This is a genomic window from Pseudomonas sp. FG1 (genome assembly GCF_034313875.1).
GTDB lineage: Bacteria > Pseudomonadota > Gammaproteobacteria > Pseudomonadales > Pseudomonadaceae > Aquipseudomonas > Aquipseudomonas veronii.
In genome coordinates this window covers 5936356-5959591 of the sequence record NZ_JAVIWP010000001.1, presented here as the reverse complement: position 1 = coordinate 5959591, position 23236 = coordinate 5936356, and the positions used below count along the sequence as shown (strand labels likewise).

Genomic DNA, 23236 nt, shown 5'->3' with positions numbered 1-23236 from the left:
GGCGCCTAAGATCAAGATCAAAATCAAAAGCAGAGCAAAAGCAGAGCAACAGCAGGGTTTTGTTGTCTTGATGACTTTAGAACCGTGCTACGCCAAAGCTGTTCGGTTGCAACGTCCGCATGTCGGCTTCCTGGCAGATATCGAGTAGGAACCCCAGCAACGTGCGGGTATCCCGTGGGTCGATCAGGCCGTCATCCCATAGGTTTGCGCTGCCGTACAGTGCGGTGGATTGGCTGTCGAGTTTCTGTGCGGTGACTTGTTCCAGCATGTCGAGCATCTTGGGGTCGGGGGTCAGGCCGTCTTTCCGTTGTTTGGCTTCGGTGACGATGCGCAGCACTTTGCCGGCCTGGGCGCCGCCCATCACGGCGGTGCGGCTGTTGGGCCAGGCGAAGATGAAGCGCGGGTCGAGGCCGCGGCCGCACATGGCGTAGTTGCCGGCGCCGTAGGAGCCGCCGACCACCACGGTGAGTTTGGGCACGCGGGCATTGGCCACCGCCTGGATCATCTTCGCGCCGTGCTTGATCACGCCTTGCTGTTCCGCCTCGGTGCCGACCATAAAGCCGGTGGTGTTGTGCAGGAACAGCAGCGGCGTGCGGCTCTGGTCGCACAGTTGGATGAATTGCGCGGCCTTGCTGGCGCCCTTGGGCGTGATCGGGCCGTTATTGCCGATCACGCCGACGGCGCGGCCCTGGATGTGCAGGTGGCCGCACACGGTATGTGCGTCGAACTCGCCCTTGAACTCGAGGAAGTTCGAACCGTCGGCCAGGCGTGCGAGGATTTCGCGGACGTCGTAGGGTTTTTTCGGGTCGTCGGGGATCAGCCCGAGCAGTTCGTCGATGGGGTACAGCGGCTCGGCATACGTGCGTTTGGGCATCGACGGCAGGCGCTCGTTCCACGGCAGCAGGCTGACGATTTCGCGCACGATCCGCACCCCGTCGGCATCGTTTTCCGCCAGGTATTCCGCGGTGCCGGCGATTTGCGCGTGCATCTCGGCGCCGCCCAGTGCTTCATCGGTGGCGACTTCGCCGGTCGCGGCCTTGAGCAGCGGCGGGCCGGCCAGGAACAGCTTGGCCTTGCCGCGCACCACCACCACGTAATCCGACAGCCCCGGCTGATACGCGCCGCCCGCCGTGGCCGAGCCGTGGACCACGGTGATCTGCGGCAAGCCCATGGCCGACATGCGCGCCTGGTTGGCGAAGCTGCGCGCGCCTTCGACGAAAATCTCCGCCGCGTAGTTGAGGTTGGCGCCGCCGCTTTCGGCGAGGGTCACCACCGGCAGTTGGTTTTCCATCGCGATCTGTTGCAGGCGCAGGGATTTCTTCAGGCCCGTGGGGGAAATGGTGCCGCCCTTGATCGCGCTGTTATTCGCCACCACCAGCACGCGCACGCCGCTGACGTAGCCGATGCCGGCGATCAACCCGCCGCCGGCGGCGCTGCCGTCCTTGTCGTCATGGAGTTTGTAGCCGGCCAGGCTGGCCAGTTCCAGGAACGGCGCGCCAGGGTCCAGCAGCAGGTTGAGGCGTTCACGCGGCAGCAATTGCCCGCGTTTGTCGAACTTGGGCTTGGCTTCCAGCGCCTTGCTCAACAGGTTCTGCTCCAACAGGCGCAGTTGCTGCAGGCTCGCCAGCAGCGCTTCGCGGTTGCGCACGAAGTCTGGGCTGTGGGCGTCGATCAGGGTTTCGATCACCGGCATGGTTTATGACTCCCCTTTGAGGACATCCGGCAGGTCGGCTTTGAAGATCGAGTCGAAGGCCACGGCAACGCTCCTTTACGTGAGTTGATCGGCGATGTGCTGCGGCACGGCGATGGGGATTTCCAGCAACTGCTGGGCAAAGGCCTTGCCCTGCGGGTCGATGCGCAGGCTGGCGATGCCGCCGCCGCCCAAGGCGTTTTCCAGCAGGAAGTTGAGGCTGTGGCTGCCGGGCAGGTACCAGCGTTCGACGCGACCGTGGACGGGGTCGAGCACGTGGCCCATCCAGTCGACGACCACGGCCGGGGTCAGGGCTTCGGCGATCCACGGCAGGTACGCCGGGTCGCGGGCAATCACCCCGATGTTGCTGTGGTTGCCCTTGTCGCCGGAACGGGCCACCGCGAGTTTCACCAGGGGCACGCTGGCATCGGCGCGGCCTTGGGGTTTGGGCGGTTCGAGGGCGGCCGCCGGCGTGCCCAGTGCGTGGGTGGCCGGGAGCGCGCAAGCGTGGCGTTCACCCTGCAAATCAATCGCCAGCTCACAGGACGATTTATCGATCAGGAACGAAAACAGTCGAATCAACGGATACACCGTCGGCCGCCCGCCGACGATGCCGGTCAGCCCCGGTGCCATGCCGGTGGCGGCCTGGGCGATTTCGCGGGCGAACAGCACCAGCGCCGGCTTGCTCGGGTGGCGCACCGCCAACTTCACCACCACCTCGCGGCAGTCCCGGCGTCGCGCATGCGCGCCGTAGGTGGCTTCGCTGCCGAGCAGTTCGATGTTCACCTCGGTGTAGGGCGCCCAACCGCGCTGGCTGAACAGCTCCGACGTCTTGTCGATAATCGCCTGGGCGACCCGCTCGGCCTTGGCCACCGCGTCGATCCCGGCGATCAGGCAACTGGCGGTGCAGCGAAAGCCGTCCGGGTAAGTGGCGCTGACCTTGTATTGAGCGGTCGGCGGCAAACCCTTGGCACCGTGCAGACGCACACTGTGTTTGCCTTGCTGCTGCAATTTGACCTGGCTGAAATCGCAGATCACATCGGGCAGCAAGTAGGCGCGCGGGTCGCCGATTTCGTAGAGCAGTTGTTCGGCCACGCTCAGCTCGCTGATCAACCCGCCGCTGCCCGCGACTTTATTCACGGTGAACTGGCCGTCGGCGCTGACGTCGACGATGGGAAAACCGATGTGCTCGTAATCCGGCACGTCGCGCCAGTCGGTGAAGTTGCCGCCGGTACACTGCGCGCCGCATTCGATGATATGCCCGGCCAGGGCGGCCTGGGCGAGGCGGTCGTAGTCCTGCCATGACCAGTTGAATTCATGCACCAACGCGGCGCTGACCACCGCGCTGTCGACCACCCGCCCGGTGATGACGATATCCGCCCCCAGCTCAAGCGCGCGGACAATGCCCGGCGCGCCGAGGTAGGCATTGGCGGACACGCACAACGGCGGCAGCGGCGCGCCGTTGAACATGTCGACGCTGTCGCGCAGGTGTTTGAGTTGGGGCTGCAGGTCATCGCCCAGCAGCACGGCGATTTTCAGCGGCAGTTGCGCCGCGTCGCAGGCCGCTTGCAGGGCGGCGGCGCAGGCCTGGGGGTGGATGCCCCCGCGTTGCTGATCACGCGGATGCCCTGGCGCTGGATTTCGGCCAGCAGCGGCGACAGCACCTCGACAAAGTCCGTGGCGTAGCCGGCCTGGGGATCTTTGATCCGCGCAGCGGCGAGGATCGACATCGTGACTTCCGCCAGGTAGTCGAACACCAGATAGTCCAGCTTGCCGCCGTGTACCAACTGGGCGGCGGCGGTGCAGGTGTCGCCCCAGAAGGCGCTGGCGCAGCCGATGCGAACCGTCTTGCTCATGAGAAATCCTTCCTCGAATGGCTGGCGACGAGACTACCAAGCAAGCGCTTGGTTTGTAAACTCCGGACACAAGTTTTCAGCCAAGCGCTTGCTTGGCTGGCAGGCACGGCCTAAATTGCCGCCCAAGATGTCAGCAGACGTAAAGGAGAGCAGCATGGATGAGCACAAAGCCCTGCGGGTGATGCGCGCCATGGTCGACGGCGGCCAATTGACCGACCCCGACAGTGCCCGGGGCAAGTTGCTGCAAACCGCGGCTCACCTGTTTCGCAACAAGGGCTTCGAGCGCACCACCGTGCGCGACCTGGCCGGTGCCGTGGGCATCCAGTCCGGCAGCATCTTTCATCACTTCAAGAGCAAGGACGAGATCCTGCGCGCGGTGATGGAAGAAACCATCCGCTACAACACTGCGCTGATGCGTGCGTCGCTGGAAGAGGCGAGCACGGTGCGCGAGCGCGTGCTGGCGCTGATTCGCTGCGAATTGCAGTCGATCATGGGCGGCAGTGGCGAAGCCATGGCGGTGTTGGTGTACGAGTGGCGTTCGCTGTCGGCCGAGGGCCAGGCCCGGGTGCTGGCCTTGCGTGATGTCTATGAAGCGATCTGGCTGCAGGTGCTGGGCGAGGCCAAGGCCGCCGGCTATATCAAGGGGGATGTGTTTATCGCCCGGCGCTTCCTCACCGGTGCCTTGTCCTGGACCACCACTTGGTTCCGCGCCGAGGGCAGCTTGACCCTCGAGCAGTTGGCCGAAGAGGCGTTGTTGATGGTTTTGAAGGCTGATTGAGGCGCAAGCTATTAATTTTCCGGTGGAAGTTGTCTCGCCAGACAAAAACGCCTAGCTTATTGCCATCAGCAGGTTAAACGGTGTGTGCCTTAATGTTTTCGCCATGGCGACTGGCTGCAGGACTTACTTTATGGGCACTGGGCACCGTTGCGTGGATGCCGGCTTCGGCTGCGCAATTGGTGAGGATCGGCGCTGCGCATTTTCCGCCGTACACCGTGCGCCCCGAGCAGGGCGCCGACACCGGATTGCTGCCGCAGTTGGTCGAAGCCCTGAACGCCTCGCAAACCGACTATCAGTTCGTGCTGGTGCCGACCTCGATCCCGCGACGCTTTCGCGATTTCGAGCAGGGCCGGGTCGACGTGGCGATTTTCGAAAACCCCGACTGGGGCTGGCAGAAGATTCCTCACACCACGGTCGATATGGGCCTGGAAGATGCCGAAATCTTCGTCGCCCAGCGTGAGCCCGATCGCGACCAGAATTATTTCACCAGCCTTGGCGGCAAGCGCCTGGCGGTATTCAGCGGTTATCACTACGCCTTCGCCAACTTCAATGCCGACCCCAAGTTCATGACCGAGCACTTCAACGCGACGTTGACCTACTCCCATGACAGCAACCTGCTGATGGTTGCGCGCGGTCGCGCCGATATCGCCCTGGTGACCCGCTCGTACCTGAGTGATTTTCTGGCGCGCAACGTCGACATGGCCGCCCAGTTCCTGATCTCGGAGCGCGTCGACCAGGTGTACCACCACTACGCGTTGCTGCGGCCCAAGGCGCCGATCAGCAGCGTAGCGTTTGCCGGCCTGCTCAAACGTTTGCGTGATGACGGCGAGCTGTTGAAGATATTCGAGCCCTATCGCATCGATGTGACGGCGGTGCCCTGAGGTTTCGGGAGACCAGGCTCCGCGACGGGGCGAGTTTCAGAGCCGCCGTGCAAATGTATCGCTGTGACTGCCCGACACCTTGCGGCAATGCACCAGCGCATCGCGAATCATGAAGTTGACCAGGGTCGGCGAGACGCCGAGCTCCTTGGCGATGTCCTTTTGCGGCACGCCGTGCAGGCGGTACATCTCGAACGCGTAGCGGGTGCGCTGGGGCAGTTCCGTCAGGGCGTCGGCGATGTTCTCCAGGGTGTTGAAATTGATGTGCGAAGTTTCCGGTGACGCGCCCTGAATCACCACATTCAAGCCTTCCTCTTCGGTCCCCGAATATTTGAGCTCCAGGGCCTGCTTGCGATAGTGATCGATCGCCAGGTTGCGCACGATCTGGAACAGATAACTCAATTGCGCCTTGAACGATGAGGTGATCGTCGGCGCCGATTGCAGCCGGAAGTAGGCATCCTGCACGACGTCTTCGGCCCGGGAGCGGCAGCCGGTAATACGTGCTGCGATCTTTACCAGAATCAGCCGATTATCGACGAATGCCTGGAGCAGCGGTGAGTCGCACCTGCCTGTGGATACTTGTTCCGTCATGGAAATCACCTTGATCGCAAAAGAGGTTAGGGGAGGGCGTCCGTGCTGAGGCCTCCTACACATCGGGCAACAAATTATGCTGAATGATAATTATTGTCAAATGAGAAGTCTGACTGATTTTGTCCGTGGGCTGAAGGTGTGAACCCCGTCTCGCTCGTCCTCGACGACTAATTATTTGGCGACGCCGTCCGTTCTTCTGGGTGACAGGTTCGTTGGTAAAACGGCCAAGGATCAGCACCCGCAGGAGGGCGAGATGGGTTTTTATCGTGCATATGGCGCGTTTCAGGTGGGGGGCGTCGAGCGATGAGCGCGCCGACTCGACTGCGCCTGTTCTGCCTGCCTTATTCGGGGGCCAGCGCCATGGTGTACGTGCGTTGGCGGCGTGTTCTGCCGGACTGGTTGCAGGTGTGCCCGCTGGAGTTGCCGGGGCGCGGCATGCGGATGGACGAGCCGTTGCAACGCGACATCGGCGCCTTGGCCGCGCAGTTGGCGGATGAAATCAGTCGTGACCTGAACGGCCCCTACGCGTTGTTCGGCCACAGCCTTGGCGGCCTGCTGGCGTTCGAGCTGGCGCACGCGCTCAAAGCGCGCAACGTGCCTGCGCCGCTGGCGCTGTTTGCGTCCGGCACCGCCGGCCCGGCGCGGCGCGACGTCAGCGAGTACGCCCGCGAAAAGACCGATGAGCAACTGATCGCCCGCTTGCGCGACCTGCAAGGCACCGCCGAAGCAGCCCTGGCCAACCGCGAATTGATGCAGTTGATGCTGCCGATCCTGCGCGCCGACTTCCTGCTCTGCGGCAGCTTCGCCTACGGCCGACGCGAGCCGCTGGGCATGCCGATCCATGTGTTCGGCGGCAAGCAGGACAGCGTGCGCGCCGACCAGTTACTCGACTGGCAGGCAGACGCCGCCAGCGGGTTTTCCCTGGACCTGTTCGACGGCCACCACTTCTTTCTGGTGCAGCACGAAAGCGCGGTGCTGCGCTGTGTGCGGCGCTACGCCGAGGAACACCTGGCGCGCTGGCGCAATGGCGCGGCGCGGCGACTGACCGCCGGCTGAACCCTTCCCGATTTTCCCGTAAGCCGATTTCAGGCAGGAACCCCCATGATGGACGCCTTCGAACTTCCCCGCACCCTGGCCCAGTCCCTTCAACGCCGCGCCGCGCAGACTCCGGAGCGGATCGCTCTGCGTTTCCTCGCTGAGTCCGCCGAACACAACGTGGTCCTCAGCTACCGCGACCTCGACCGGCGCGCCCGTACCATCGCCGCCGCCCTGCAGGCCAACGCCGACCTGGGCGACCGTGCCGTGTTGTTGTTCCCCAGCGGGCCGGACTATGTGGCGGCGTTCTTCGGCTGTCTGTACGCCGGGGTGATCGCGGTGCCGGCCTATCCGCCGGAGTCCGCTCGTCACCATCACCAGGCGCGCTTGCTGTCGATCATCGCCGACGCCGAACCGCGCCTGTTGCTGACCATCGCCAGCCTCGGCGACGACTTGGCGCAGATCGAAAACGCGCCGCCGCTGCTGGCGGTCGACACCCTCGACAGCGCGCTTGCCGAGCGCTGGGTCGCCACCGATGTGCAAGCCGACGACATCGCCTTCCTGCAATACACCTCGGGCTCCACCGCCTTGCCCAAGGGCGTGCAGGTCAGCCACGGCAATCTGGTCGCCAATGAACTGCTGATCCGGCGCGGTTTCGGCATCGACCTGAACCCGGATGACGTGATCGTCAGCTGGCTGCCGCTGTACCACGACATGGGCCTGATCGGCGGCCTGCTGCAACCGATCTTCAGCGGCGTGCCCTGCGTATTGATGTCGCCGGCGTACTTCCTCGGCCGGCCCTTGCGCTGGCTGGAAGCGATCAGCGAATACGGCGGTACCATCAGCGGCGGCCCGGATTTCGCCTACCGCTTGTGCAGCGAACGGGTCAGCGAATCGGCCCTGGAACGCCTGGATTTGAAGCGCTGGCGCGTGGCGTATTCCGGCTCCGAACCGATCCGCCTCGACACCCTGGAACGCTTCGCCGAGAAGTTCGCCCCGTGCGGTTTCACCGCGAACAACTTCTTCGCCTCCTACGGCCTGGCCGAAGCAACCCTGTTTGTCGCCGGCGGCCGCCGTGGCCACGGCATCCCGGCCCTGCGCCTGGATGCGCAGGCGCTGGCCGCCAATCGCGCCGAGCCGGGGCCGGGCGCGGCGATCATGAGTTGCGGCACGCATCAGCCGGACCACGCGGTGCTGATCGCCGATCCCCACACCTTGAGCGAACTGCCTGACAACTGCGTCGGCGAACTCTGGGCCAGCGGCCCGAGCATTGCCCACGGCTACTGGCGCAACCCCGAAGCCAGCGCCAAGACCTTCGTCCAGCACGCCGGCCGCACCTGGCTGCGCAGCGGCGACCTGGGCTTTATCCGCGAGGGCGAGGTGTACATCACCGGGCGTTTGAAAGACCTGCTGATCGTGCGCGGCCACAACCTCTACCCGCAGGACATCGAGCAGACCATCGAGCGCGAAGTGGAGGTGGTGCGCAAAGGCCGGGTCGCGGCGTTCGCGGTGAATGAGCAGGGCCAGGAAGGCATCGGTATCGCCGCTGAGATCAGCCGCAGCGTGCAGAAAATCCTCGCGCCGCAAGCGCTGATCACGGCGATCCGCCAAGCCGTGGCCGAAGCCTATCAAGAGGCGCCGTGCGTGGTGGTGTTGCTCAACCCCGGCGCGTTGCCGAAGACCTCCAGCGGCAAGCTGCAGCGTTCGGCATGTGCGTTGCGTTACGCCGATGGCAGCCTCGACAGCTATGCGCAGTTCCCCGGTCTGCAAGACGCGGCCAGTGATGTCGCGCTGGCGTCCACCTTGCAGACCCAGATCGCGGCGATCTGGTGCGAGCAGTTGCAGGTTGCCACGGTAGCGGCGGATGACCACTTCTTCCTGCTCGGCGGCAACTCCATCAGCGCGACCCAAGTGGTTGCGCGCCTGCGCGAAACCCTGGGCCTGGAACTGAACCTGCGCCTGCTGTTCGAAGCGCCGACCTTGTCGGCCTTCGCTGCCGATGTGGCACAGCTGCAGCAGGATGGCGGCGTCGCCCAAGGCGCGATCCAGTGCTTGTCGCATGAGGATGAACTGCCGCAATCCCTCGCACAGAATCGCCTGTGGATCACCTGGCAACTCGACCCGCAGAGCTACGCATACACCATCCCCGGTGCCCTGCGCCTGCGCGGCGAGCTGGATGCAGACGCGGTGCGCGCCAGCTTCGCGCAGCTGATCCAGCGCCACCCAGCCCTGCGCACGCGCTTCTACGAACGGGATGGGCAAGCCTTCCAACGGGTGTTGGCCAGCAGCGCATTCGACTTGCACGTCATCGACCTTGGCGACCTGCCCGCCGCCGCGCGCGAAGCCCGGGCGCAGCAGATCCGCGAGGAACAGGCGCACACCGCATTCGACCTGGAAAACGGCCCGTTGCTGCGGGTGAGTCTGGTGCGCCTGGACGACGAAGACCATCAGTTGCTGGTGACGCTGCATCACATCATCGCCGACGGCTGGTCGCTGAATATCCTCATCGATGAGTTCTCGCGCCTGTACGCCGCGGCGTCCCAGGGCCAGCCCCTGCAACTGCCGCCACTGGCCGTGCAATACGCCGACTACGGCAACTGGCAGCGCCAATGGTTGGCCGAGGGTGAAGGCCCGCGGCAACTGGCGTACTGGAAGGCGCAGTTGGGAGACGAACACCCGGCCTTGAGCCTGGCCACCGATCACCCGCGTGCGGCGCGGCAACGCAACAGTGCTTCGCGCCACAACGTGCGTCTGGGCGCAAGCCTCAGCGCGGCGATTCGCCAGACTGCCCAGGCCAACCAATCGACGCCGTTCATGCTGTTGCTCGCGGCGTTCCAGACCTTGCTCTACCGCTACAGCGGCCAGCGCGACATCCGCATCGGTGTGCCCAGCGCCAACCGCCCGCGCCAGGAAACCCAAGGCCTGGTCGGCTTCTTTATCAACACCCTGGTACTGCGCGCCGAGCTGGACGGGCGTCTGCCGTTCAACCAGCTGTTGGCGGCCACGCGCCAGGCGGCGGTGAGCGCCCAGGCTCATCAGGATCTGCCCTTCGAACAACTGCTCGAAGCGTTCCCACACGCCCGTGAACAGGGCCTGTTCCAGGTGATGTTCAACCATCAGCAGCGCGACCTCGGCGCTTTGCGTCGCCTGCCGGGCCTGCTCGCCGAAGAGCTGGCGTGGCACAGCCGCGAAGCCAAGTTCGACCTGCAATTGCACAGTGAAGAAGACCGCAACGGGCGCCTGAGCCTGGCGTTCGACTACGCCGACGAATTGTTCGAAAGCACCACCATCCAACGCCTGGCCGAGCACTTCATCAACCTGCTGCACGCCGTGTGCGAGCAACCGCAGCGGGCCCTCGGCGACCTCAAGTTGATGCAACACGACGAACAGCGGCCCTGGAGCGAAGCGCCTTGCGCGCCGGCCCGGCAATGGTTGCCCGAACAGCTCAACCAACACACCTCGGACCGCACCGCGCTGATCTGGCAGGGCGGCAGCCTGAGCTTTGCCCAACTGCACACCCAGGCCAACCGCCTGGCCCATTACCTGCGCGACAAAGGCGTCGGCCCCGACGTGTGCGTGGCCATCGCCGCCGAGCGTTCGCCGCAACTGTTGATCGGCCTGCTGGCGATCATCAAGGCCGGCGGCGCCTACGTGCCGCTGGACCCGGATTACCCCGCCGAGCGCCTGGCCTACATGCTCAAGGACAGCGGCGTCCACCTGCTGCTGACCCAGACCGCGTTGCTGGCGCAATTACCCACGGCCGAAGACGTGTGCGTGATCGCCATGGACAGCCTGCACCTCGACCGCTGGCCGACCCAGCCGCCGGGCCTGCATCTGGACGGCGAGCACCTCGCCTACGTGATCTACACCTCCGGCTCCACCGGCCAACCCAAGGGCGTGGGCAACACCCATGCGGCCCTGGCCGAGCGCTTGCAGTGGATGCAGGCCACCTACGCGCTGAATGACAGCGACGTGCTGCTGCAAAAAGCCCCGATCAGTTTCGACGTGTCGGTGTGGGAGTGCTTCTGGCCGCTGATCACCGGCTGCCGCCTGGTGTTGGCGGGGCCGGGCGAGCAGCGCGACCCGCAGCGCATCGCGCAACTGGTGCAGGCCCATGGCGTGACCACTCTGCACTTTGTGCCGCCGCTGTTGCAGCTGTTTATCGACGAGCCGTTGGCGGCCGAATGCACCAGCCTGCGCCGTCTGTTCTGCGGCGGCGAAGCCTTGCCCGCCGAGTTGCGTGACCGTGTGCTTGCGCGGTTGCCGGCGGTGCAGTTGCACAACCGTTATGGCCCGACCGAAACCGCGATCAACGTCACCCATTGGCACTGCCGCGCCGAGGATGGCGAGCGCTCGCCGATTGGCCGACCGCTGGGCAATGTGATCTGCCGCGTGCTCGACGAGCAGCTCAACCCGTTGCCAGCGGGAGTGCCGGGCGAGCTGTGCGTCGGCGGCATCGGCCTGGCACGCGGTTACCTCGGCCGCGCCGGGCTCACCGCCGAGCGTTTTGTCGCCGACCCCTTGGGCGCGCCGGGCAGCCGTCTGTATCGCAGCGGTGACCGCGCACGCTGGAGCGCTGACGGCGTGCTCGACTACCTCGGTCGTCTCGATCAGCAGGTCAAGTTGCGCGGCTTTCGCGTGGAGCCGCAAGAAATCGAAGCGCGCCTGCTGGCCCTCGACGGTATCGCCCAGGCCGTGGTGCTGGTGCGCGATGACCAATTGATCGGCTATTACACCGCCACTGCCGCGCTCGACGCCCAAACCGTCAAAGCCGCCCTGGCCGCCGCGCTGCCGGAATACATGGTGCCCGCGCACCTGATGCGCCTGGACGCCATGCCCCTGAGCCCGAGCGGCAAGCTGGACCGCCGTGCGCTGCCCGAGCCGGTGTGGCAAACCCGCGAACACGTTGAACCCGAGAGCCCATTGCAGCAGCAGATTGCGGCGATCTGGCGCGAAGTGCTGGGCCTGCCACGGATCGGCCTGCGCGATGATTTTTTCGCCCTCGGCGGCCATTCGTTGCTGGCCACGCAAATCATCTCGCGCACCCGCCAGGCGTGTGACGTCGAGCTGCCGTTGCGCACCCTGTTCGAAGCCAGCGAACTCGGCGCGTTTGCCGAGCAGGTCGGGCTGATCCAGGCCGCCGGCCAACGCAACCAACAGACCGCCATCGCCCAGGTCGACCGCAGCCGGCCGGTGCCGCTGTCCTATTCCCAGCAGCGGATGTGGTTCCTCTGGCAGTTGGAGCTGGACAGCCCGGCGTACAACGTCGGCGGCATGGCGCGTTTGCGCGGGGTGCTCGACGTGGGGCGTTTCGAGGCCGCGTTGCAGGCCTTGATCATGCGCCACGAAACCCTGCGCACCACCTTCCCGAGCGTCGATGGCGTGGCCCATCAGCAGGTGTCGGCGCAGACCGGCCTGCGCATGGGCTGGCAGGATTTCTCGGCGCTGAGCCACCTCGAATGCGAGCAACGCTTGCAGCAGCTGGCCGATGTCGAGGCGCACACGCCGTTCAACCTGGAAACCGGGCCGCTGTTGCGCGTGTGCCTGGTCAAGGCCGGCGCGCAGGAGCATTACCTGGTGCTGACCTTGCACCATATCGTCACCGAAGGCTGGGCCATGGACATCTTTGCCCGTGAGCTCAGCGCGCTGTACGAAGCCTTCATCGACGAGCGCGACTCGCCGCTGGCGCCGCTGCCGGTGCAGTACCTCGACTACAGCGTGTGGCAGCGCCAGTGGCTGGAGTCCGGCGAGCGCCAGCGCCAGCTCGATTACTGGATCGCGCAATTGGGTTATGAGCATCCGCTGCTGGAACTGCCCGGCGACCGCCCGCGGCCGCCGGTGCAAAGCCACCGCGGCGGGCTGTACCGTTTTGATTTGAGCGACGAACTGGCCGCGCGCGTTCGGGCCTTCAATGCTGCGCACGGCCTGACCCTGTTCATGAGCATGACCGCCACCCTGGCGGTGTTGCTCTACCGCTACAGCGGCCAGACCGACCTGCGCATCGGCGCTCCGGTGGCCAATCGGATTCGCCCGGAAAGCGAAGGGCTGATCGGCGCCTTCCTCAACACCCAGGTACTGCGTTGCCGGCTCGACGGGCAGATGAGCGTCGGTGAGTTGTTCGAGCAAGTCCGTCACACCGTGATCGAGGGCCAGTCTCACCAGGACCTGCCGTTCGACCATCTGGTGGAAGCGCTGCAACCACCGCGCAGCGCGGCGTACAACCCGCTGTTCCAAGTGATGTGCAACGTGCAGCGCTGGGAATTCCAGCAGCGCCGCCAACTGGGCGGGATGAGCGTCGAGTACCTGGCCAACGATGCGCGTGCGACCAAGTTCGACCTCAACCTGGAAGTCACCGACCTCGACCATCGCCTGGGATGCTGCCTGACCTACAGCACCGATTTGTTCGATGAGCCGCGCGTTGCGCGCATGGCCGAACATTGGCGCAACCTGCTCGAAGCGCTGATCGCCGACCCGCAGCAACGCCTCAGCGAACTGCCGATGCTGGGTGCCGACGAGCAGCACGCATTGCAGCGCAGCCTGGGGAGCGACGCGGCTGAACAGCGCCTCGACCAGTGCCTTCACTCACTGTTCAACCAGCAGGCACTGACCCGTGCCGACGCGCCGGCACTGACGTTTGCCGGTGAGACCCTCAGCTACCGCGAACTGAATGCCCGCGCCAACCGCCTGGCCTGGATGCTGCGCGAGCGTGGCGTCGGCCCGCAGGTGCGGGTCGGCCTGGCGTTGCCGCGCTCCCTGGAAATGGTCATCGGCCTGCTGGCGATTCTCAAGGCCGGCGGCGCCTATGTGCCGCTGGACCCGGAGTACCCGCTGGACCGCCTGCATTACATGATCGAAGACAGCGGCATCGGCTTGCTGCTCAGTGATGCAGCGATGTTCGCCGCCCTCGGTGAACTGCCGGCGACGCTGGCGTGCTGGTGCCTGGAAGACGACCTGCCGGTGCTGGCGAACTACCCGGCCAGTGAGCCGCCGTTTCTCAGCCTGCCGCAACACCCGGCGTACCTGATCTACACCTCCGGCTCCACCGGCAAGCCGAAAGGCGTGGTGGTGTGCCACGGCGAAATCGCCATGCACTGCCAGGCCGTGATCGAGCGTTTCGGCATGCGCCCGGATGACTGTGAGCTGCACTTCTATTCGATCAACTTCGACGCCGCCACCGAGCGTTTGCTGGTGCCGTTGCTCAGCGGCGCACAACTGGTATTGCGCGCCCAGGGCCAGTGGGATGCCGAGCAGATCTGCGGGCTGATCCGCACCCATCGCATCAATGTGCTGGGCTTCACCCCGAGCTACGGCAGCCAGTTGGCGCAATGGCTGGCGACCCAGCGGCAGACCTTGCCGGTGCGGTTGTGCATCACCGGCGGCGAGGCGCTGACCGGCGAACACCTGCAGCGCATCCGCGCGGCGTTCCAGCCGCAGGTGTTTTTCAACGCCTACGGCCCGACTGAAACCGTGGTGATGCCGCTGGCCGGCCTCGCACCGCAGCACTTGGCGGAGGGCGTCGGCAGCGTGCCGATCGGCAGCATCGTCGGCGCCCGCGTGGCCTATATTCTCGACGCCGACCTGGCCCTGGTACCGCAAGGCGCGAGCGGCGAGTTGTACGTCGGCGGGGCAGGGCTGGCGCAGGGTTATCACCAGCGTCCGGGGATGACCGCGGAGCGTTTTGTCGCGGACCCCTTCGCGGCCCATGGCGGTCGCCTGTACCGCACCGGCGATCTGGTGCGCCAACTGAGCGATGGCCAGGTGGAATACCTCGGGCGGATCGACCATCAGGTGAAGATCCGTGGTTTCCGCATCGAACTGGGCGAGATCGAAACGCGCCTGCTCGAACATCCCGCCGTGCTTGAAGCGGTGGTGCTGGCGCTGGATTCGCCGAGCGGCAAACAGCTGGTGGCCTATCTGGCCAGCGACGCCGAGCACGGCCCCTTGCGCGACGCCTTGAAGGCGCACCTCAAAGCGCAACTGCCGGACTACATGGTGCCCGCCCATTGGCTCGTGCTGGACAGCATGCCGCTGACCGCCAACGGCAAGCTCGACCGCCGCGCCTTGCCGCCGCCGGATGCCGAGGCGAATCGCCAACACTACGTGGCGCCGCGCAACGCGCTGGAGCAGGCGTTGGCGGCGATCTGGTGCGCGGTGTTGAACGTGCAGCAGGTCGGTCTCGACGATAACTTCTTTGAACTGGGCGGCGATTCGATCCTGTCGATCCAGGTGGTCAGCCGTGCGCGCCAGGCCGGGATTCACTTCAGCCCGCGGGATTTGTTCCAGCACCAGACCGTACAGACCCTGGCCGCCGTCGCCACGCGCGCCGAGCAGGTCAGCGCCGAGCAAGGCGTGCTGAGCGGCCGCTCGGGGCTCACGCCGATCCAGCAGTGGTTCTTCGAGACAGAGACTCCCGCGCGTCAACACTGGAACCAGGCGCTGGTGCTTAAACCGCTGCAACTGCTCGATCCCCATCGCCTGGAGCAAGCCCTGCTGGCGGTGCTGGAACAGCATGACGCGCTGCGCCTGAGCTTCGCCCGGCGCGACGCGCAATGGCACGCCGAATACCTGGCCGTGCCGGAGGGCGGCGTGCTGATGCAGGCGCAAGTGCGTGATCTGCAGCAGTGCAGCGCGTTGTTCAGCGACACCCAACGCAGCCTCGACCTGGCCCACGGCCCGCTGTTGCGCGCGTTGCTGGTGGACGGCCCGCAAGGCCAGCAGCGCCTGCTGATCGTGATCCATCACCTGGTGGTGGATGGTGTGTCGTGGCGTGTGTTGCTCGAGGATCTGCAAAACGTCTATCGCCAATTGAGCGACGGCCAATCCGTCAGCCTGCCGCCCAAGACCAGTGCCTTGCGCGACTGGGCCGCCCGCTTGCAGGCCTATGCCGGCAGCGAATCCCTGCGCGAAGAATTGTGCGTCTGGCAGGAGCGCTTGGCCGGTGCGGCGGTGCCCTTGCCGGTGGCGCGCCCGCACGGCGCATTGCGCCATCGCGATGCCGAGACGCTCAGTGTGCGCCTGGACGCCGAACGCACCCGCCAGTTACTGCAACAAGCCCCCAGCGCTTATCGCACCCAGGTCAACGACCTGCTGCTGACCGCCCTGGCCCGCGTGCTGTGCCGCTGGAGCGGTCACGCCTCGGCGCTGATCCAGCTGGAAGGCCACGGCCGCGAAACCCTGTTCGATGAGATCGACCTGACCCGCAGCGTCGGCTGGTTCACCAGCGCCTATCCGGTGCGCCTGACGCCGCTGGCGGAGCAGGGCGCATCGATCAAAGCCATCAAGGAGCAATTGCGCGGCGTGCCGCACAAAGGCCTGGGCTACGGCGTGCTGCGCTACCTGGCGGACGACCTGTGCAAACAGACGATGGCCGCACTGCCGAGTGCCGACATCACCTTCAACTACCTCGGCCAGTTCGACCAGAGCTTCGGCGCCGATGCACTGTTCCACCCGCTGGAGGAATCCGCCGGCCTCGCCCATGACCCGGATGCGCCGCTGCCCAACGAACTGAGTGTCGACAGCCAGGTGTACGGCGGCGAACTGGTGCTGCGCTGGACCTTCAGCCGCGCACGCCACGATCAGCAGACGATTGGCGAGTTGGCCGCGGCCTACCTGGACGAACTGCATAGCCTGATCGCCCATTGCCTCAAGGACGGCGCCGGCGGCCTCACGCCTTCCGACTTCCCCCTGGCGCGCCTGACCCAGGCGCAGTTGGACGCCTTGCCGGTGCCCGCCAGTGCGATCGAAGACGTGTACCCGCTGACCCCGATGCAGGAAGGCCTGCTGCTGCATACCCTGCTTGAACCGGGCACCGGCCTCTACTACATGCAGGACCGCTACCGCATCGACAGCGCCCTCGACCCCGAGCGTTTCGCCCAGGCCTGGCAAGCGGTGATCGCCCGTCACGAAGCCTTGCGCGCCTCGTTCTGCTGGAACGTCGGCGAGGACATGCTGCAAGTGATCCACAAACCCGGCAGTACGCCGATCGAGTACCTGGACTGGCGCGCCGTTGCCGAGGCCGAACAGGAACCGCGCCTGCAAGCGCTGCTCAAGGCCGAGCGCGAAGCCGGTTTCGATTTGCTCAACCAGGCGCCGTTCCACCTGCGTCTGATCCGCGTCGCTGAAGCGCGCTACTGGTTCATGATGAGCAACCACCACATCCTCATCGATGCCTGGTGCCGTTCGCTGTTGATGAATGATTTCTTCGACCTCTACACGGCCCTCGGCGCAGGCCACGACGCGCAACTGGCCACGCCGCCGCGTTATCGCGACTACATCGCCTGGCTGCAACGCCAGAACCTGAGTGCGGCGCGCCAGTGGTGGCAGCACAACCTGCGGGGCTTCGAGCGCACCACGCCGATCCCCAGCGACCGCCCGTTCCTGCGCGAACACGCCGGTGGCAGCGGCGGCATGGTAGTGGGCGATTGCTACACCCGCCTCGATGCCCGCGACGGTATACACCTGCGCGAACTGGCCCAGGCTCATCAACTGACCGTCAACACCTTTGCCCAGGCCGCATGGGCCCTGGTGCTGCGGCGCTTGAGCGGCGAGCGTGACGTGCTGTTCGGCGTCACCGTGGCCGGGCGTCCGGTGGACATGCCGGACATGCAACGGACCGTCGGCCTGTTCATCAACAGCATCGCGCTGCGCGTGAAGCTGCCCGAAGAGGGCCAACAGTGCAGCGTGCGCCACTGGTTGAATGGCCTGCTCGACAGCAATATGCAACTGCGCGAGTACGAATACCTGCCGCTGGTGACCCTTCAGGAACACAGCGAATTGCCCAAGGGCCAACCGCTGTTCGACAGCCTGTTCGTGTTCGAAAACGCCCCGGTGGAAGTCTCGGTACTCGACCGTGCGCAAAGCCTGAACGCCACCTCGGACTCCGGCCGCACCCACACCAACTTCCCGCTGACGGCCGTGTGCTATCCGGGCGATGAGCTTGGTTTGCACCTGTCCTACGACCAGCGTTACTTCGATGAAAGCACCGTGCAGGGCATGTTGAGTGAGTTCAAGCGCCTGCTGCTGGCGCTGATGCAGGGTTTTCATGGCGACATGGCCGAGCTGCCATTGATGGGCGCGCAGGAGCGTGAATTCCTGGTACACGGCTGCAACCGGAGCGAGCACGCCTACCCGCTGGAGCGCAGCTATATCGAGCTGTTCGAAGCCCAGGTGGCGCAGCATCCGCAACGCATCGTCGCCACGTGCCTCGACCGACAGTGGACGTATGCCGAGTTGAACCGGCGCAGTAACGGCCTGGGCCACGCACTGATCGCCGCGGGTGTCGGCCTGGACCAGCCGGTGGCATTGCTGGCGGAGCGCAGTCTCGATTTGCTCGGCATGATCATCGGTAGCTTCAAGGCCGGTGCCGGTTACCTGCCGCTCGACCCGGGGCTGCCCGGTCAGCGCCTGAGCCGGATTATCGAGCTGAGCCGCACCCCGTTGCTGGTGTGTACCGAGGCGTGTCGCGAGCAGGCCATTGAGCTGCTGCAAGGCGTGGAATGCCAGTTGCTGGTGTGGGAGGAGGTGCCTGCTCGTGGGGCAAACCCCGGCATCTACAGTGGCCCGGACAACCTTGCCTATGTGATCTATACCTCGGGCTCCACCGGCCAGCCCAAAGGCGTGATGGTCGAACAGCGCGGCATGCTCAACAACCAGTTGAGCAAGGTGCCGTACCTGGACCTGAGCCCGGTGGACGTGATCGCGCAAACCGCCTCGCAGAGTTTCGATATTTCGGTGTGGCAGTTCCTTGCCGCGCCGCTGTTCGGCGCGCGGGTGGATATCGTGCCGAATGCCGTCGCCCACGATCCCCAGGGCTTGCTCGCCCATGTGCAGGCCCAGGGCATCAGCGTGTTGGAAAGCGTGCCGTCGCTGATCCAGGGCATGCTGGCCGAGGCACGCATCCGCCTGGACGGCCTGCGCTGGATGCTGCCGACCGGCGAAGCCATGCCGCCGGAGCTGGCGCAGCAGTGGTTGCTGCGTTACCCCGAGATTGGCTTGGTCAACGCTTATGGTCCGGCGGAGTGTTCGGATGATGTGGCGTTCTTCCGTGTCGACCTGGCCTCGACCCGAGGCACTTACCTACCGATTGGTACGCCGACCGACAACAACCGCTTGTACGTGCTGGACGCTGCGCTGGCGTTGGTGCCGCAGGGCGCGGTGGGCGAGCTGTGCGTCGCCGGTACCGGCGTAGGGCGCGGTTACGTCAGCGACCCGCTGCGCACCGCCCAGGTGTTCGTGCCCAACCCGTTCGGCGCCGCGGGCGAGCGTCTGTACCGCAGTGGCGACCTGGCACGGCGGCGCCGCGATGGGGTGCTGGAGTACGTCGGGCGTATCGACCATCAGGTGAAGATCCGCGGCTACCGCATCGAGCTGGGGGAAATCGAAGCGCGTCTGCATGAACAAGCGGCAGTGCGCGACGCGGCGGTCGGCGTGCAGGAGGGCGTCAACGGCAAACACTTGGTCGGTTACCTGGTGGCCGCCGACACCACCCTCGACCCTGGCGAGTGCCTGGAGCGCATCAAACAACGCTTGCGCGCCGAACTGCCGGAATACATGGTGCCACTGCATTGGCTGTGGCTCGAGCGCCTGCCGCTCAACGCCAATGGCAAACTCGACCGCAACGCCCTGCCGGCCCTGGAGATCGGCCAGCTGCACAGCCAGGGCTACCTGGCGCCGCGCAATGAGCTGGAAACCACCTTGGCCGCAATCTGGGTCGAAGTGCTGAGAGTCGAAAGGGTGGGCGTGCAGGACAACTTCTTCGAACTGGGCGGGCACTCGTTGCTGGCCACGCAGATCGCCTCGCGCGTGCAGAAGACGTTGCAACGGGATGTGCCGTTGCGGGCGATGTTCGAGTGCAGCACGGTGGCGCAGTTGGCCGAGTACATCGATGGGCTGGCGGCGACAGCGATCAGTGCCGAGAAGGTGGATCGGTTGAGTGATTTGATGGCGGAGTTGGAGGGCTTGTAGTTTTCGTTGCCTGCATGGGCCTCATCGGGGGCAAGCCCCCTCCCACACTCGACCGGGTTCATGCCTTCAAATGTGGGAGGGGCTTGCCCCCGATAGCGTCAGTCCAGACGCCGCTTATTTCGGCCCAAGGATCTTTACCAACTTATCCGGCGACGGCGCCCCTTGCTGTTGCTGCAAGCCGCCCTTGTCATCCAGATAGAAAATCGCTGGCGTCGCCGACAACTCCAGCTCATCCATCAACTTCATATTGGCCTCGAGCTTGGCTTCAATCGCCGCCGGGATTTTGTCCAGAGCCTGCAACTTGCTGCCCTTGCCGGCGGCTTCGTGTTCTTGCAGGGCTTTTTGCGGGTCTGGGCTGGCCAGCAGGGCGGCGGATTTGCCTGGGCTGTCTTGGCGGATGATGCCGACCATGATGTGGCGTAACTGCACTTTGCCGGCCTTGACCCAGGGCCGCGCCTGTTCCCAGAACATGTTGCAGTACGGGCAGTTGGGGTCGCTGAACAGGTAGACCGTGCGCGGCGCGTTGGTGTCGCCGTCCTGGATCCAGCTGCTTTTTTCCATCTTCGCCCAGACTTCCTTGGCCATCGGCGCGTACACCAGTTGTTCCAGGGGCGCGCTGCTCAGGTCATTGCCCTGGGCGTCGTACAGGGTGCCGGCGAGCACGCTTTTGCCGTCGGCGCTCAGGTACAGCGCCATGCCGCGGTTCTGGTACTGCGCGGCGTAGCCGGTGAGGCCGCTGGGGGCGTCGAACTTGCCGAGGATCTTGGCGCCCTTGGCTTCGATCTGTTTGATCGGGGCCGGCCAGTCTTCGGCCTGGGCCAGGGTGGCGGCCATGCTCAGTGATAACAGGGTCAGCAGGTGGCGGAGGCGGGGCATGTCGGTTTCCTTGTAGGGGGCGTGACGGCAGGGGCGGTGTCGAAGGGTTCCATGGCACGGGCCAGGCTGGCCTGGGACAGTTCACCGAGGTGGCTGTTGATCAGGCGTCCATCGGCTTGGTAGAACAGCGTGGTCGGCAAGGCCATGGAACCCACGGCCTGGCCGAGGCGGCCGCTGGCGTCGAACAAGACGTTGTCCAGGGTCAGGCCTTGGGTTGCCAGGTAAGTGCTGACGCTTTGCATGCTTTCGGCCTGGTTGACGAACAGGAACGTCACGTCGGGGCGTTGGCGTTGGGCGCGTTCCAGTACTGGCATTTCCCGACGGCACGGCGGGCACCACGTGGCCCACAGGTTGATCACCAGCGGACCACCCTGGTAATCGCCCAGTTGCACCACTTCGCCATTGGCGTTGCGCAGGGTGATGTCCGGCAGGCGCGACCCCTTGTCATACAGGCTCAGCGACAGGCTGGTCATGCCCCAGAACAGCAGGCCGGTGATGACCCCGGCACTCAACGGTTTGCGCAGGGCCGGGCGGCGCCAGCCATACAGCAGCGCGCCGAGGATCAGTGCAATGACGCCGGGCCAGGCGAGAAAACCGCCGTCGCGCAGGTCGACGATCTGCAGCGGGTCGTTGCGGTAGTAACTCCAGTACATCAGCACAAAGCTGACGCGGGCCGTCAACATGCCCAGCAGGAACAGGCTGAACAGCACCGACTCCGGGTTCTCCCCGCCACGCTTGGCCACGCGCCAGCCCACCAGGGTGGCAAGAATCAGCGCGCCGATCAGCAGGATGTGATTCAGGGCGATGGCGAAGGTGCCGATGGTCAGGGTCAGCATCAGCGGGCGTCCCGCGTCTGGGTCCAGCGTTGCAGGAACGTATCGGCATCGACTTCGCCGGTAATGCGCCGGGCGCGGCGTTCTTCACCGTCCGGGCCGATCCATACGAAGCTCGGTGGCCCCGGCACTTTGTAGCGATCGAGCAGTGCGCGGCTGGCGGCGTTGTCGGCGGTGACGTCCAGGCGCAGCAGGCGCACGTCTTTCAAGGCGTCCATTACGTGGGGTTTGCCGAACACCTGTTTTTCCATGATCTTGCATGACACGCACCAGTCGGCGTAGTAATCCACCAGCACCCATTGGCCCTGGGCCTTGGCGCTGTCGAGCTGGCTTTGCAGCACGGCCGGGTCGTTGATCGTCATGAACGCATCGTGGGCACTTGGCGCGCCGCTGATCCGCGAGCCGCTGTAGACCTTCAGCGGTTGCCACACATCGTCGCTGCCACCTGCCGCACCGACCAGCAGCAAGCCGCCCCACAACCCGAGCACCACGGAAACGGCGCCGGACAGCATGGCGACCCGCCCGAAATCCTGGGCCAGGCGCCAGCCGCAATAGGCCATGGCCATGGCCAGCGCGCCCCACAGGCCGAGCCACAGGTTTTCCCCGACCACCGGGCGGATCATCAACACGGCGGTGGCCAGGAACAGGAAGCCGAACACGCCCTTGAGCACGTTCATCCAGGTGCCCGGCTTGGGCAGGAAGCGGTTGCCCACGGTCACCAGCAGCAACAGAGGCACGCCAATACCGATGCCCATGGCGAACAGGATCAGCCCGCCGTGCAGGGCGTTGCCGCTCTGGGCGATGTAGAGCAGGGCGCCGGCCAGGGGCGCGGTCATGCAGGGGCCGACCAGCAGGCCGGACAGCGCGCCGAGCACTCCGGCGCCGATCAGGCTGCCGCCGCTCTGGTTGCGGCTGACGTTGTCGAGGCGATCGCGCAGGGCCACCGGCAGTTGCAGTTCGAAAAAGCCGAACATCGGCAGGGCCAGGATCACGAACAAGGCCGCGAAGCTGCCGAGTATCCACGGGGTTTGCAGCAGCGCCGCCAGGTTGCTGCCGAGCAGCGCGGCCAGTACGCCCAGCGCGGCATACACCAGCGCCATGCACACCACGTAGCTGCCGGCCAACGCAAAACCGCGACGCGGGTTGGCCCCGCTGCCGACCACCAGGCCGGCGAGGATCGGCAACATCGGCAACGAACACGGGGCAAACGCCAGCAACAGGCCCAGGCCGAAGAACACCAGCAGGCTCCACCCCAGGCTGCGCTGCTGCAGGCCGCTGGCCAGGCTCTGGTCCTGGGCTTGTGCGGTGGCGGTGACGGCCGGGTTGCCGCCCAGGTCCACGGTCATTGACTGTGGCGGGTAACACAGGCCGGCATCGGCACAGCCCTGCCAGCCCAGCTTGACCTGGCCGGTCGTCCCCGCCGGAATCTTCACTTCGAGGCCTTGGCGGTATACTTGCTGTTCGCCGAAGAACTCATCGCTATGGGCTTCACCCTCGGGTAGCGCGGGTTTTTCGGCGAGGCCGTCGAACTTCATGCGTTGTTGGTACAGGTAATAACCATCGGCTATCTGCCAGAACAGCTGGGTTTCGCCGGACTCCAGGCGTTCGGACGTCAAGGTGAAGGCCTTGCCCACCGGGAGGAAGTCGGGTTTGGTCTCGAACGGGTTACCCGGCGCAGCCTGGGCGAATCCCGCGAACAACATCAGCAGTAAGGTAAATAGATGCCGCATGGTCAA

The 23236-nt window shown here is 65.4% G+C and carries 9 protein-coding genes and 1 pseudogene; 4 read left to right on the top strand and 6 right to left on the bottom strand.

Annotated features, from left to right (window positions below):
• Positions 1-76: 76 nt before the first annotated feature.
• Both atuC and RGV59_RS27340 read right to left on the bottom strand, forming a co-directional pair.
• Positions 77-1693, bottom strand: coding sequence for a geranyl-CoA carboxylase subunit beta (gene atuC, locus RGV59_RS27345; protein ID WP_126586484.1), 1617 nt, complete (start codon positions 1691-1693; stop codon positions 77-79).
• A 75-nt stretch (positions 1694-1768) separates the two neighbouring features.
• Positions 1769-3546: pseudogene (locus tag RGV59_RS27340) on the bottom strand (acyclic terpene utilization AtuA family protein).
• Positions 3547-3700: 154 nt separating this feature from the next.
• On the opposite strand from RGV59_RS27340, the gene RGV59_RS27335 reads away from it, so the two are divergent.
• Both RGV59_RS27335 and RGV59_RS27330 read left to right on the top strand, forming a co-directional pair.
• Positions 3701-4324 carry a TetR/AcrR family transcriptional regulator gene (locus tag RGV59_RS27335; protein WP_046484016.1) on the top strand — a complete coding sequence of 208 codons (624 nt, stop codon included), beginning with the start codon at positions 3701-3703 and terminating at the stop codon, positions 4322-4324.
• Between the two features lie 92 nt (positions 4325-4416).
• Positions 4417-5205: a substrate-binding periplasmic protein gene (locus tag RGV59_RS27330; protein WP_102618026.1), complete on the top strand. Its 789-nt coding sequence runs from the start codon at positions 4417-4419 to the stop codon at positions 5203-5205.
• A gap of 36 nt (positions 5206-5241) precedes the next feature.
• Here RGV59_RS27330 and RGV59_RS27325 read toward each other — a convergent pair whose 3' ends face one another.
• A complete protein-coding gene (locus tag RGV59_RS27325) occupies positions 5242-5793 on the bottom strand; it encodes an RNA polymerase factor sigma-70 (protein WP_017845800.1) in 552 nt (183 codons plus the stop codon).
• A 303-nt stretch (positions 5794-6096) separates the two neighbouring features.
• Between RGV59_RS27325 and RGV59_RS27320 the strand changes: the two genes are divergently transcribed.
• Positions 6097-6849, top strand: a complete 753-nt coding sequence (locus tag RGV59_RS27320) for a thioesterase II family protein (RefSeq protein ID WP_017845801.1) — start codon at positions 6097-6099, stop codon at positions 6847-6849.
• Positions 6850-6894: 45 nt separating this feature from the next.
• Entirely contained in the window at positions 6895-19791 is a 12897-nt protein-coding gene (locus tag RGV59_RS27315) for a non-ribosomal peptide synthetase (RefSeq protein ID WP_126586488.1), read from the top strand.
• Between the two features lie 114 nt (positions 19792-19905).
• Here the strand turns inward: RGV59_RS27315 and dsbG are convergent, their stop codons facing one another.
• Genes dsbG through dsbD form a run of 3 tightly spaced genes read right to left on the bottom strand, consistent with a single transcriptional unit; the run spans position 19906 to position 23230 of the window.
• Positions 19906-20667, bottom strand: a complete 762-nt coding sequence (dsbG, locus tag RGV59_RS27310) for a thiol:disulfide interchange protein DsbG (protein ID WP_017845803.1) — start codon at positions 20665-20667, stop codon at positions 19906-19908.
• The gene (locus RGV59_RS27305; RefSeq protein ID WP_046382546.1) at positions 20643-21503 is read right to left on the bottom strand and encodes a TlpA disulfide reductase family protein; all 861 of its coding nucleotides are present in this window, start codon (positions 21501-21503) and stop codon (positions 20643-20645) included. The genes dsbG and RGV59_RS27305 overlap by 25 nt, the downstream gene beginning before the upstream one ends.
• Positions 21503-23230: a protein-disulfide reductase DsbD gene (gene dsbD, locus RGV59_RS27300; protein WP_126586489.1), complete on the bottom strand. Its 1728-nt coding sequence runs from the start codon at positions 23228-23230 to the stop codon at positions 21503-21505. Before dsbD ends, RGV59_RS27305 begins: the two co-directional genes overlap by 1 nt.
• Positions 23231-23236: the final 6 nt, after the last annotated feature.

Coding starts and splice junctions, on each gene's coding strand:
- atuC (WP_126586484.1), bottom strand. CDS start 1,693: ATGCCGGTGATCGAAACCCTGATCGACGCCCACAGCCCAGACTTCGTG.
- RGV59_RS27335 (WP_046484016.1), top strand. CDS start 3,701: ATGGATGAGCACAAAGCCCTGCGGGTGATGCGCGCCATGGTCGACGGC.
- RGV59_RS27330 (WP_102618026.1), top strand. CDS start 4,417: ATGTTTTCGCCATGGCGACTGGCTGCAGGACTTACTTTATGGGCACTG.
- RGV59_RS27325 (WP_017845800.1), bottom strand. CDS start 5,793: ATGACGGAACAAGTATCCACAGGCAGGTGCGACTCACCGCTGCTCCAG.
- RGV59_RS27320 (WP_017845801.1), top strand. CDS start 6,097: ATGAGCGCGCCGACTCGACTGCGCCTGTTCTGCCTGCCTTATTCGGGG.
- RGV59_RS27315 (WP_126586488.1), top strand. CDS start 6,895: ATGATGGACGCCTTCGAACTTCCCCGCACCCTGGCCCAGTCCCTTCAA.
- dsbG (WP_017845803.1), bottom strand. CDS start 20,667: ATGCCCCGCCTCCGCCACCTGCTGACCCTGTTATCACTGAGCATGGCC.
- RGV59_RS27305 (WP_046382546.1), bottom strand. CDS start 21,503: ATGCTGACCCTGACCATCGGCACCTTCGCCATCGCCCTGAATCACATC.
- dsbD (WP_126586489.1), bottom strand. CDS start 23,230: ATGCGGCATCTATTTACCTTACTGCTGATGTTGTTCGCGGGATTCGCC.